At 67.6% G+C, this 11,676-nt stretch carries 11 protein-coding genes; 8 read left to right on the forward strand and 3 right to left on the reverse strand.

The window, feature by feature from the left end:
- Positions 1-16: 16 nt before the first annotated feature.
- Positions 17-565, forward strand: a complete 549-nt coding sequence (locus KVS69_RS06965) for a lipocalin family protein (RefSeq protein ID WP_217537589.1) — start codon at positions 17-19, stop codon at positions 563-565.
- A 73-nt stretch (positions 566-638) separates the two neighbouring features.
- On the forward strand, positions 639-2,522 hold the full coding sequence (locus tag KVS69_RS06970; protein ID WP_217537590.1) for a patatin-like phospholipase family protein: 1,884 nt from the start codon (positions 639-641) through the stop codon (positions 2,520-2,522).
- Positions 2,523-2,623: 101 nt separating this feature from the next.
- Here the strand turns inward: KVS69_RS06970 and KVS69_RS06975 are convergent, their stop codons facing one another.
- A complete protein-coding gene (locus tag KVS69_RS06975; RefSeq protein ID WP_345776792.1) occupies positions 2,624-3,994 on the reverse strand; it encodes a short-chain fatty acyl-CoA regulator family protein in 1,371 nt (456 codons plus the stop codon).
- 113 nt (positions 3,995-4,107) lie between these two features.
- Between KVS69_RS06975 and KVS69_RS06980 the strand changes: the two genes are divergently transcribed.
- From KVS69_RS06980 to mmsB, 5 genes are read left to right on the forward strand one after another with little or no spacing between them, the layout of a single operon-like run.
- A complete protein-coding gene (locus KVS69_RS06980) occupies positions 4,108-5,613 on the forward strand; it encodes a CoA-acylating methylmalonate-semialdehyde dehydrogenase (RefSeq protein WP_217537591.1) in 1,506 nt (501 codons plus the stop codon).
- 24 nt (positions 5,614-5,637) lie between these two features.
- A complete protein-coding gene (locus tag KVS69_RS06985) occupies positions 5,638-6,804 on the forward strand; it encodes an acyl-CoA dehydrogenase family protein (RefSeq protein WP_217537592.1) in 1,167 nt (388 codons plus the stop codon).
- Complete coding sequence (locus KVS69_RS06990) at positions 6,801-7,601, forward strand: enoyl-CoA hydratase (protein WP_217537593.1); 801 nt, start codon at positions 6,801-6,803, stop codon at positions 7,599-7,601. The genes KVS69_RS06985 and KVS69_RS06990 overlap by 4 nt, the downstream gene beginning before the upstream one ends.
- Positions 7,598-8,773: an enoyl-CoA hydratase/isomerase family protein gene (locus tag KVS69_RS06995; protein WP_217537594.1), complete on the forward strand. Its 1,176-nt coding sequence runs from the start codon at positions 7,598-7,600 to the stop codon at positions 8,771-8,773. Before KVS69_RS06990 ends, KVS69_RS06995 begins: the two co-directional genes overlap by 4 nt.
- Positions 8,770-9,660 (forward strand): 3-hydroxyisobutyrate dehydrogenase, encoded by an 891-nt coding sequence (mmsB, locus tag KVS69_RS07000; RefSeq protein WP_217537595.1) that lies wholly within the window; start codon positions 8,770-8,772, stop codon positions 9,658-9,660. Before KVS69_RS06995 ends, mmsB begins: the two co-directional genes overlap by 4 nt.
- Positions 9,661-9,824: 164 nt before the next feature.
- Here the strand turns inward: mmsB and KVS69_RS07005 are convergent, their stop codons facing one another.
- The gene (locus tag KVS69_RS07005; RefSeq protein ID WP_184126145.1) at positions 9,825-10,250 is read right to left on the reverse strand and encodes an organic hydroperoxide resistance protein; all 426 of its coding nucleotides are present in this window, start codon (positions 10,248-10,250) and stop codon (positions 9,825-9,827) included.
- Positions 10,251-10,361: 111 nt separating this feature from the next.
- Here KVS69_RS07005 and KVS69_RS07010 point away from each other — a divergent pair, with 111 nt between their 5' ends.
- A complete protein-coding gene (locus KVS69_RS07010; RefSeq protein WP_217537596.1) occupies positions 10,362-11,192 on the forward strand; it encodes an AraC family transcriptional regulator in 831 nt (276 codons plus the stop codon).
- On the opposite strand, the gene KVS69_RS07015 is transcribed toward KVS69_RS07010, so the two are convergent.
- The gene (locus KVS69_RS07015; protein ID WP_217537597.1) at positions 11,185-11,643 is read right to left on the reverse strand and encodes a hypothetical protein; all 459 of its coding nucleotides are present in this window, start codon (positions 11,641-11,643) and stop codon (positions 11,185-11,187) included. The two genes, KVS69_RS07010 and KVS69_RS07015, sit on opposite strands and share 8 nt — an antisense overlap.
- Positions 11,644-11,676: the final 33 nt, after the last annotated feature.

An 11,676-nucleotide genomic window follows, 5' to 3' on the forward strand; every position in this document is an offset into this window, starting at 1 on the left:
TCATGAGGAAAACGCCATGAAGCTACGCCCACTGCTTCCCCTCCTCGCCGCCGGCATGTTGCTGGGCGGCTGCGGTGGCAATACCCGTCCCATTCCGCCGGTGGCCCACGTGGACGTGCCGCGCTTCATGGGCGACTGGTATGTGATTGCCCACATTCCCAGCCGGCCCGAGCGCGAAGCGTTCGACGCGGTGGAGTCCTACGCGCTTCGCCCGGACGGCCGCATCCAGACCACCTTCACCTACCGCAAGGGCAGCTTCGATGCGCCGGTGAAGACCATGCATCCGATCGGCACGGTCAAGGAAGGCACCAACGGTGCCGAGTGGGGCATGCAGTTCGTGTGGCCGATCAAGGCCGAGTACGTGATCGTGTACCTTGACGATGACTACCAGCAGACCATCGTCGGCCGCAGCAAGCGCGACTACATGTGGCTGATGGCGCGCACCCCGCAGATCTCCGAGCAGGACTACCAGGCGGCAATGACCCGGATTGCCGCGCTAGGCTATGACCTGTCGCAGGTGCGCCGGGTACCCCAGTCAGCCGCGACCAACCGCCCGAAGCCATAAGTGGGGCGCGGTTCTCAGGCCCTGAGAAGGCCTTGGGTGATACTGGAACCCAAGGCGGACAGAGGGCGGCGACATGGCGGACAAGTACTGCGATCTGGTCATGAAGGGCGGCATCACCAGTGGCATCGTGTACCCCAATGCGGTGCTGTCGCTGGCCCGCGAATACCGCTTCAAGAACATCGGCGGCACCTCGGCCGGGGCGATCGCCGCCGCCGTGGCTGCTGCCGCGGCGCTGGGCGACCGGCGCTGCCGGGCCGGTGAGCCGATGGGCCCGCAGGCCGGCTTTGCCGGGCTGGCCGATGTGTCCACCCAGTTGTCGCGGCGCGGCTTCATCTACAGCCTGTTCCAGCCGGCCTACGGCGCGCGTACCGCCTACCGGCTGCTGGTGATGCTCACCGGCAAGGCGAGCCTGCCGCGCAAGATCCTGTGCCTGCTGGCGGCGGTGTTCGCCATCGCGCCGCTGGAACTGCTGGCCGCGCTGGTGGCGCTGCTGGGCATCGGCTGGCTGGCCGCAGGGGTGGAGGGCATGTGGGCCACGCTGCTGCCGTCGCTGCTGTGCGCGTATGGGGCGGGGGTACTGGCGTCCGCGCTGCGGGTGGCGCGGGTGGCGCGGCGCAACCTGCTGGGGCTGTGTTCGGGCGCCACCCAGAGCGGTGCCGACAAACCTGCGCTGACCGACTGGCTGCACACTCAGCTGCAGGCCTTGGCCGGCAAGCCGCTGGACCAGCCGCTGACCTTCGCCGACCTGCATGACGCCCCGCGTTACAGCGGCGAGCCGGAGGGCGCGCACGCGGTCAGCCTGCAGATGATCACCACCTGTGTATCGCACACCGAGCCGCGCACGCTGCCGTTCAGCGCCTCGCAGTTCTGGTTCCGGCGCGACCAGTTCGAACAGCTGTTCCCGGCCAGCGTGGTGACGTGGCTGCTCGCCCGCGCGGGCGCGCCGCATCACGTGGACGGTGTGGACTACTACCGCCTGCCCGAAGGCGAGCAGCTGCCGGTACTGGTGGCCACGCGCATGAGCCTGAGCTTCCCGCTGCTGATCAGCGCGGTGCCGCTGCACGAACCGGCGCGGCGGGAGCGGCGCTGCGAACCGATGGCCGATGTCGCCCCCACGCACGGCGATCGCAACGTGGCCGACAGCACCGAAGGCTTGACCAGTGGCGGCCACGGCAGCGGCCCGGCGATCACCGCGTTCCGGGTGTGCTGGTTCTCCGATGGAGGCATCAGCAGCAACTTCCCCATCCACCTTTTCGACGCCGCGCTGCCGCGCTGGCCCACCTTCGGCATCAACCTGGTGTACCCGCACACCGCCGAACCGCTGCGCGCCGCGCCAGACTCGCCCGACGCGATCAACGCCGCCGTGTTCCTGCCCACCGAAAACCGGCATGGCTGGCAACGCAGCTACCAGTCCATCGCGCGGCCGCTGGCGGCGGCGGAGATGTCCGGCTTCCTGTTCTCCATCGTTTCCACCATGCAGAACTGGCGTGACGTGCTGCAGGCACGCGCGCCGGGCTACCGCGACCGCATCGTGCACGTCACCCTGCAGGGCGACGAAGGCGGCATGAACCTGGACATGCCGCAGGCCGTGCTCAGCCGCATTGCCGCCAAGGGCAGTGTGGCGGGCGAGCGCTTCTGTGATTTCTCGTTCGCCAATCATTATTGGATCCGCTGGCGGAACCTGGCGTCGGCGTATCAGCGCTACACGGTGGAGGTGGCGCGTACCGATGACCCCGCGCAGCGCGTGAGCGCCTGGCAGGACGCCTACGAATCGGTGGCGCAGGGGGCGCCACCGCCGCCCTCCTACCGGTTCAGTTCGGAAGAGAAACGCCGCGAATCGCAGCTGCTGTGGCGCTTGATGGTCGAACAGGGCCAGACCTGGGAAGACCTCGGCCCCGACCTCACCGACGGCGCCCCGCGCCCGTTGCCACAGATGAAGGTGACGCCCAGCTATTGACCGCAATGCGGTCAATAGCGGTAGCGCCGGCCGTTGGCCGGCCCTCATGAACGTTGCGGCATCCCGAGGGCCGGCCAACGGCCGGCGCTACCGGGACCCGGTCACGCGCGCCCCGGCAGCTGCGCGAACGCGCGCTGCATGCAGTCCTCGCGCGGGCACACCCGGCAACCCGGGCCGATGGATACCGAATTGCCCGGGCTCTGGATATCCAGCCCGCGCGAGTAGATCAGCCGCTCGGCGTGCTGCAGGTCGCACCCCAGCGCGACCGCGAACGTCTTGCGCGGCCGGCCATGACCAATCGGGCCACTGCTGACCTGCCGCGCCAGCCAGAAGTGGCGGCGCCCGTCGGGCATGCGCGCGGTCTGGGTCAGCACCCGCCCGGGCTGGTTGAAGGCCTCGTACACGATCCACAGCGGGCATGAGCCGCCCACCTGCGAGAAGTGGAAATCGGTGGCTGAGTGCCGCTTGGACACGTTGCCGGCGCGGTCCACCCGGATGAAGAAGAACGGCAGCCCGGGCGCACTGCGCCGGGCCAGCGTGCTCAACCGGTGGCACACCGCTTCAAATCCCACCCCGAAGCGATGCGCCAGCGCATCGATGTCGTAGGCGCTGTGCTCGGCCGCACGCAGGAACTGCGCATACGGCATCACCAGCGCGCCGGCGAAGTAGTTGGACATGCCGATCCGCGCCTGCGCGATCTGTTCCGGTTCGCGGAAGCCCGCGCGCGCGATCACCGCATCGATCTGCGCCGCATAGCCAAGCAACGCCAGCTCCGCGGCCATCTGGAACGCCTGCTGGCCCGGTTCCAGGTAATCGGGCAGCCACAGCGTGCGGCTGCCGCCGTCGTACACGCGCTTCTCGCGCCCGGCCTGCAGCGGCCCCACTTCCACCAGCACGCCGTGGCGGTCGGCCAGCAGCTGGCGCAGGCGCGGCGCCACGTGCCCGGCCACCAGCCCCCATTCGCCGAACAGCTGCTCGGCCAGGTCGTCCAGTTCGGGAATGTGGTTGTGCATGCGGTTGAAGAAGTCCCGCACCTGGTCGCCGGCCGGCAGCGAATGCCCGGCCTGCGGGTCGCCCAGCTGGAACTCCAGCGCGGCGGCGTGTTCGCGCAGCAGCAGGTGGCGGCGGTGCAGGTCGAGCAGGGCCCGGCTGATCTGCGGCAGGTTGCCGGCCATGGCGCGCAGCTCGGTGCCGCTGACCTCATCCAGGCCCAGGTCGCGCAGCGTCTCGCCCAACGCTTCCTGCAGCGCGCCGGGTTCATCCACGTCGAACAGGTCGGTAACGTCGCCCAACACCTCGCGCAGCTTGCCCTGCACGGCCGGGGTCAGCGGGCGCTTGTTGCGCTCGATCTGGTTCAGGTAGCTGGCCGACAGCCCCAGCGCCCGTGCGAGGTCGGCCTGGCTGTAGCCGCGCTGCTCGCGCAGCTTGAGCAGGCGCAGGCCGATCTGGCGATGAGGGAGCTGGCTATTCACAGAATTAACAGAAATCGTAGCGGGCGTTGGCCAGATTAAGCGCAGACAGCCCGGAAATCGATAGGTCGCCTGTGAATAATGCCAATCACCTTTCGCACCCCGCCGGTATTGCCATGACTGTTGCAGCGCCCCGTATCCGCATGTTGATCGATGGCCAGTTCGTCGAATCGGCCAGCTCGCACTGGCAGAACGTGGTCAACCCGGCCACCCAGGACGTCCTGGCCCAGGTGCCGTTCGCCACCGTGGGCGAAGTGGACGCCGCCGTGGCCTCGGCCAAGGAAGCCTTCAAGACCTGGCGCAAGACCCCCATCGGCACCCGCGCGCGCATCTTCCTGAAGTACCAGCAGCTGATCCGCGAGCACATGAGCGAACTGGCCCACATCCTCAGCGCCGAGCAGGGCAAGACCGTACCGGACGCCGAAGGCGATGTGTTCCGCGGCCTGGAAGTGGTCGAGCACGCTGCCGCCATCGGCAACCTGCAGCTGGGCGAGCTGGCCAACAACGTGGCCAATGGCGTGGACACCTACACCCTGCTGCAGCCGCTTGGCGTGTGCGCCGGCATCACCCCGTTCAACTTCCCGGCGATGATCCCGCTGTGGATGTTCCCGATGGCCATTGCCACCGGCAACACCTTCATCCTCAAGCCGTCCGAACAGGACCCGATGGTGACCATGCGCCTGGTCGAACTGGCGCTGGAAGCGGGCATCCCCAAGGGCGTGCTCAACGTCGTGCACGGCGGCGAAGAAGTGGTCAACGCGATCTGCGACCACCCGGACATCAAGGCCGTGTCCTTCGTGGGCTCCACCCGCGTCGGCACCCACGTGTACAACCGCGCCTCGCTGGCCGGCAAGCGCGTGCAGTGCATGATGGGCGCCAAGAACCACGCCGTGGTGCTGCCGGACGCCAACAAGGAACAGAGCCTCAACGCCATGGTCGGTGCCGCCTTCGGCGCGGCCGGGCAGCGCTGCATGGCCGCCTCCACCCTGGTGCTGGTCGGTGAAGCGCGCGAGTGGGTGCCGGACCTGGTGGCCAAGGCCAAGACCCTCAAGGTCAGCGCCGGCAGCGTGGCCGGTACGGATGTGGGCCCGGTGATTTCCTGCGCCGCCCGCGAGCGCGTCGAAGCGCTGATCGCCTCGGGCGTGGAGCAGGGCGCCAAGCTGGTGCTCGACGGCCGCAACCCACAGGTGGACGGTTTTGAGAAGGGCAACTTCGTGGGCCCGACCATCTTCGACGGCGTCAAGCCGGGCATGCGCGTGTACGACGAAGAAATCTTCGGGCCGGTGCTGGTCATCCTCGAAGCGGAAACGCTGGATGACGCCATCGAGCTGATCAACAGCAACCCCAACGGCAACGGCACCGCGCTGTTCACCCAGTCCGGCGCGGCGGCCCGTCGCTTCCAGGAAGAAATCGACGTCGGCCAGGTGGGCATCAACGTGCCGATCCCGGTGCCGGTGCCGCTGTTCTCGTTCACCGGTTCGCGTGCCTCCAAGCTCGGCGACCTGGGCCCGTATGGCAAGCAGGTGGTGATGTTCTACACCCAGACCAAGACCATCACCGCGCGCTGGTTCGACGACGAGACCCTGGGTCACGGCGTCAACACCACCATCAGCCTGAAGTAAGCGCCTGCAAGGCACGGAGTGTTCATGAGCAACTCGATGACGACGGAACTCGAAGAAGCGCAGCAGGCCTATAGAGAAGCCGCGCGTGATTTCGCCCAGGCCGAACTGGCGCCGCACGCCGCGCGATGGGATGCGGAGGGCATCTTTCCGCGCGAGGCGATCGCCAAGGCAGGGGAACTCGGGTTCTGTGGCTTGTACATGGATCCTGAAGTCGGTGGAAGCGGCCTGAGCCGTCTGGACGCCGCCGTCGTCATCGAGGAGCTCGCCAATGTGGATCCGTCCACGGCGGCCTATATCAGCATCCACAACATGGCCTCCTGGATGGTCAGCAGCTGGGGCCAGGAAGCACTGCGCGCCGAGTGGGGCCAGGCGCTGTCTTCGGGCAGCAAGCTGGCCTCGTACTGCCTGACCGAACCGGGTGCAGGGTCGGACGCGGCCTCGCTGAAGACCAGTGCCGTGCGTGATGGCGACCATTACGTGCTCAATGGCGCCAAGGCCTTCATCTCCGGCGCTGGTGCCACCGAGCTGCTGGTGGTGATGGCGCGTACCGGCGGTCCCGGTGCCAGTGGTATCAGCGCGCTGGCCGTGCCGGCCGACCTGCCCGGCATCAGCTACGGCCGCAAGGAAGAGAAGATGGGCTGGAACAGCCAGCCCACCCGTGGCATCACGTTCGAAAACGTGCGCGTGCCGGTGGGCAACCTGCTGGGTGAAGAGGGCAGTGGCTTCAAGCTGGCCATGAAGGGCCTGGACGGCGGCCGCATCAACATCGCCGCCTGCTCGCTGGGCGCCGCGCAGGGCGCACTGGACGCCGCGCGCCGCTACATGGGCGAGCGCCGCCAGTTCGGCAAGCCGCTGGCCGATTTCCAGGCGCTGCAGTTCAAGCTGGCCGACATGGTCACCCAGCTGGTGGCCGCGCGGCAGATGGTGCACACCGCCGCGCGCAAGCTCGACGCCGGTGCCAGCGATGCCAACGTGTGGTGCGCGATGGCCAAGCGCTTCGCCACCGACGCCGGTTTCCAGGTCTGCAATGACGCGCTGCAGATCCACGGTGGCTACGGCTATATTCGTGAATACCCGATCGAACGCCTGCTGCGCGACAGCCGCGTTCATCAGATCCTGGAGGGCACCAACGAGATCATGCGTGTGATCGTGGCCCGCCACTTGCTCAACACCGATGAGGAACTGCGATGATGGATTGGCGCAAGCAGGAACACGTGGGCCTGAAGGTCGAGGCCGACGGCCACACCGCCGTGGTGACCCTGGACAACCCTCCGGCGCATACGTGGACCGTGCACAGCCTGTCGGCGCTGCGCGATCTGATCGGTGCGCTCAACGCTGACACCAGCATCTACGCGCTGGTGATCACCGGTGGCGGCGAGAAGTTCTTCTCCGCCGGCGCCGATCTCAAGCAGTTCGCCTCCGGCGACAAGGCGCTGGCCCGTGAGGCTGCGCGTCGCTTCGGCGAAGCCTTTGAAGCACTGTCCGGTTTCCGTGGCGTTTCGATTGCCGCCATCAACGGCTACGCCATGGGCGGCGGGCTGGAATGCGCGCTTGCCTGCGACCTGCGCGTCATCGAAGAATACGCCCAGGTTGCGCTGCCGGAGGCCACTGTCGGCCTGCTGCCGTGCGCCGGCGGCACCCAGAACCTGCCCCGCCTGGTCGGCGAGGGCTGGGCCAAGCGGATGATCCTGCTGGGCGAGCGCATCGACGCCGATACCGCCGTGCGGATTGGCCTGGCCGAAGAAAAAGTTGGCAAGGGCGAAGCCAAGGCGCTTGCCATCGAGTGGGCGAACAAGGCCGGCAAGCAGAGCCCGTCCAGCGTGGCGGCCTGCAAGACGCTGGTCCAGGCCACCCGCAGTGGCATCAGCCACGCTTCGGCCCTGGTCGCCGAGCGCGAGGCCTTCGTCGACCTGTTCGACCGCGCCGACCAGGGCGAGGGCGTCAACGCCTTCCTGGAAAAGCGCGCACCGCAGTGGAAGAACGCATGACCACGCCCGAGGCCAGCGTGGAGGCGCCGGTGCTGTTCGAGGAGCGCACCGCCGCCAACGGCACCCGCATCGGCATTGCCACGCTCAACGCCCCGCGCACCCTCAATGGCTTCTCGCTGCCAATGGCGCACCTGCTGCACGAGCGCCTTGGCGCCTGGGCCGCCGATGACGGCATCGCGCTGGTGGTGCTGCAGGGCGCGGGCGAGAAGGCGTTCTGCGCCGGGGGCGACCTGCACAGCCTGTACCAGAGCATGCGCGCCTACCGCGATGCCGGCGCGGACGATGTGCGCGACAACCACTACGCCTCCGAGTTCTTCGACGTGGAGTACCGCGTCGACTACGCCATCCATACCTACGTCAAGCCGATCCTGTGCTGGGGCCACGGCATCGTCATGGGCGGCGGTATCGGGCTGATGTCCGGTGCCAGCCACCGCGTGGTGAGCGAGCGCTCCAAGCTGGCGTTCCCGGAAATCACCGTGGGCCTGTTCCCGGACGTGGGTGGCAGCTGGCTGCTGCCGCGCGTACCGGGCAAGGCCGGCCTGTTCCTGGCCCTGACCGGCGCGCCGCTCAATGCCGGCGACGCCATCTATGCCGGCATGGCCGATATCCATATCGCCGAGGCCCAGCGCGCCGATGTATTCAACGCGCTGGCCGACGTGCACTGGAATGCGGACGCCAAGCGCAACCACGAACAGCTCAGCACCCTGTTGCAGCAGCACGCCAGCGATGCCGCGACCGGTCCGCTGCTGCGCAACGCCGCGTTGATCGACACGCTGTGCGAGGGTAGCGATGTGCCTGCGGTGGTGAACGCCATTGCCGCGTTGCAGACCGACGACCCGTGGCTGCAGACCGCGCAGGCCACGCTCGCCGCCGGTGCCCCCGGTTCGGCACGCCTGGCCTGGGAACTGCAGAAGCGCACCGCCGGTGCGTCGCTGGCCGACGTCTATCGCCTGGAGTACATAGCCGCGCTGCACTGCGCCGCCCACGGCGATTTCGCCGAAGGCATCCGCGCGCTGCTGATCGACAAGGACCGCACCCCGCACTGGCAGCCGCAGACGCTGGCTGAGGCCACGGTGGGCTGGGCCGACACCTTCTTTGCTTCGCCGTGGGACGCCGCCACGCATCCGCTGGCCGACCTCGGCGCCACTGTTCCTGAAAGGAGCCACGCATGAGCCGTATTGCATTCATCGGGTTGGGCAACATGGGCGGCCCGATGGCCGCCAACCTGGCCAAGGCCGGCCACGCCGTGCGCGTGTTCGATCTGGTGCCGGCCGCCGTGCAGGCCGCCGTCGACGCCGGTGCCACCGCCGCCAGCTCCGCCCTGGACACGCTGACCGACGCCGAAGTCGTCATCTCGATGCTGCCGGCCAGCCGCCACGTCGAAGGCGTGTACCTGGGCGACGATGGCCTGCTGGCCGACATCCCCGGCGGCGCGCTGGTGATCGACTGCAGCACGATCGCGCCCGCCACCGCGCGCAAGGTGTCCGAAGCGGCGGCCGCACGCGGCCTGCAGATGCTCGATGCCCCGGTCTCCGGCGGCACCGCCGGTGCCCAGGCCGGCACCCTCACCTTCATCGTCGGCGGCGAAAGCGATGCGCTCGAACGCGCGCGCCCGCTGCTGCAGGCCATGGGCAAGAACATCTTCCACGTGGGTGCCAGCGGTGCCGGCCAGGTGGCCAAGCTGTGCAACAACATGGCGCTGGGCGTGATCATGGCCGTGACCGGCGAATCGATCGCCCTGGGCGTAGCCCATGGCCTGGACCCGAAAGTGTTGTCGCAGATGATGGCGGTCAGCACCGGCCGCAGCTGGGCCACCGAAGTCTGCAACCCGTGGCCGGGCGTGCTGGAAAATGCGCCGGCGTCGCGCGGCTACAGCGGCGGCTTCGGCAGCGATTTGATGCTCAAGGACATGGGCCTGGCCGTGGAAGCGGCGATGAGCGTGGGCGCCTCGATCCCGCTGGGCGAACTGGCCCGCAACCTGTACTCGATGAACCATCAGGCAGGCCGAGGCAAGCTGGATTTCTCCAGCGTCGTACAGCTGGTAACCCCGGAAAAATAACGGGAACAACGAATGCATCCCGGAAACGGGATCCACCGCGGTGGGATGGGCGGATGCACGGTCAACGCGACCGGCATCCGCCCATTTTTTTCGTCACGACCAACGGCCATGACCCACCGACGTGTTGACCAAGGTAGGTGCCGACCGTTGGTCGGCACGCTTCCTCAGACCACCGTCAGCGTCACATCGATGTTGCCGCGGGTGGCATTCGAATACGGGCACACGATGTGCGCCTTCTGCACCAGCTCTTCCACCTGCTCACGCGGCAGGCCCGGCACGCTGATCTGCAGTTCCACTTCGATACCGAAGCCGGTAGGAATCTGGCCGATGCCAACGTTGCCGGTGATGCTGGTCTCGGCGGGCAGCGCGACCTTGGCCTGCCCAGCCACGTACTTCAGCGCGCCCAGGAAGCAGGCCGAATAGCCGGCAGCAAACAGCTGCTCCGGGTTGGTGCCCGGGCCGCCGGCGCCGCCCAGCTCGCGCGGGGTGGACAGCTGCACGTCCAGCACGTTGTCCGACGAGGTGGCGTGGCCTTCGCGGCCGCCGGTGGCGGTGGCGTGTGCGGTGTAGAGAACCTTTTCAATCGACATGGGAATGCTCCTGGCTGTGAATGGGGTGGACCGGTTGGTGAGGTGTACTGTGCGCCTCCAGGGCGGACGTGTGGCAACATAAGGTCCAGAAAACTTGATCTGGAGTCCGAGATGGTCGACCGACTGCAATCCCTGCTCGGCCGCTTTGCGGTCAATGCCGAAGTCTTCCATGCCGGCGCGTTGTGCGGCATCAACGACCTGGCCGCCGACGGCGAGCGCGGCCAGCTGCACCTGATCCGCGACGGCCAGGTGCGCGTCGAGCATGCCGACGGCAGCGTCATCGAGATCGCCGAGCCCAGCGTGCTGGTATATCCACGCCCGCTCGCGCACCGCTTTGTCACCGACCCGGATACCGGCGCCGACTTCGCCTGCGCCCACCTGCAGTTCGAGGGTGGCGGCAACAACCCGGTGTCCGCCGCACTGCCGCCGGTGATCTGTCTGCCGCTCGCCGAACTGTATGGTGGTCAGCCGATCCTCTCGGTGCTGTTTGAAGAAGCCTTCGCCCAGCGCTGCGGCCGCCAGGCCCTGCTCGACCGGCTGTTCGAAGTGGTGATGATCCAGATCCTGCGCGCGCTGATGGAAAGCGGCCAGCTGCGCGTCGGCCTGCTCGCCGGCATGGCACACCCGCGCCTGCGCCACGCGCTGGTGGCCATGCACGAAGAACCCGCGCAGGAATGGACCCTCGAATCGCTCGCCCAGCGTGCCGGCATGTCGCGCAGCGCGTTTGCCGACAGCTTCCGCGACACCATCGGCAGCACCCCCGGCCACTACCTGCAGGGCTGGCGCACGCGCCTGGTGCAACAGGCGCTGCGCAAGGGCCAACCGCTCAAACGCATCGCGGTGGATGTCGGCTACGGCAGTGAAGCGGCGCTGTCGCGCGCGTTCAAGTCGCAGACCGGGCAATCGCCGCGGCAGTGGAAGCAGGGCGTGCACACTACCTGACGTTGAGGGGATCATCGCCCTTGCGGTAGGAGTAGCCAACCATTTCCCAACGTCCGCCGTGGCCCGTCGATGGTTCAGTCCAGCGATAACTCCACGTCTGCGTGGTTCCGTCTGGAAGGGTGTTTTCCACGTTGTACTCTTCGCCCTGTGAACCCTTCTCCGGCAAGCCGCCGGGAGGCGCGGAGGTTTCCGAGCTCGACCGACGTGTACGAGTAAACTTCTTGACCTGCTCAACAGTTACCCGTCCGTTGCGTCCGATTGGGCTTCGGTCGGGAGAATGCGCGGCAACCCAGTCAAGCACCCTGAGGCCTTCCGCTTCATGTGCTTCCCACGACTGGTTGACGACAACAATGGTCGGCGACCGGGTGTCCGCATGCGCTGAAGAGGCAGGCGTGCCGGCGATGAAAACCGCCAGGGCCGCCGCAGCAAGGGTTGGAATTCCATTCTTCATTGATCAAGGTCCTTTCGTCTACGCGCAACGGAA

The organism is Stenotrophomonas sp. GbtcB23 (assembly GCF_019091045.1).
In the GTDB taxonomy this organism is placed as follows: Bacteria; Pseudomonadota; Gammaproteobacteria; order Xanthomonadales; family Xanthomonadaceae; genus Stenotrophomonas; species Stenotrophomonas rhizophila_A.

Coding starts and splice junctions, on each gene's coding strand:
- KVS69_RS06990 (WP_217537593.1), top strand. CDS start 6,801: ATGATGGATTGGCGCAAGCAGGAACACGTGGGCCTGAAGGTCGAGGCC.
- KVS69_RS07005 (WP_184126145.1), bottom strand. CDS start 10,250: ATGTCGATTGAAAAGGTTCTCTACACCGCACACGCCACCGCCACCGGC.
- KVS69_RS06970 (WP_217537590.1), top strand. CDS start 639: ATGGCGGACAAGTACTGCGATCTGGTCATGAAGGGCGGCATCACCAGT.
- KVS69_RS06995 (WP_217537594.1), top strand. CDS start 7,598: ATGACCACGCCCGAGGCCAGCGTGGAGGCGCCGGTGCTGTTCGAGGAG.
- KVS69_RS06980 (WP_217537591.1), top strand. CDS start 4,108: ATGACTGTTGCAGCGCCCCGTATCCGCATGTTGATCGATGGCCAGTTC.
- KVS69_RS06985 (WP_217537592.1), top strand. CDS start 5,638: ATGAGCAACTCGATGACGACGGAACTCGAAGAAGCGCAGCAGGCCTAT.
- mmsB (WP_217537595.1), top strand. CDS start 8,770: ATGAGCCGTATTGCATTCATCGGGTTGGGCAACATGGGCGGCCCGATG.
- KVS69_RS07010 (WP_217537596.1), top strand. CDS start 10,362: ATGGTCGACCGACTGCAATCCCTGCTCGGCCGCTTTGCGGTCAATGCC.
- KVS69_RS07015 (WP_217537597.1), bottom strand. CDS start 11,643: ATGAAGAATGGAATTCCAACCCTTGCTGCGGCGGCCCTGGCGGTTTTC.
- KVS69_RS06965 (WP_217537589.1), top strand. CDS start 17: ATGAAGCTACGCCCACTGCTTCCCCTCCTCGCCGCCGGCATGTTGCTG.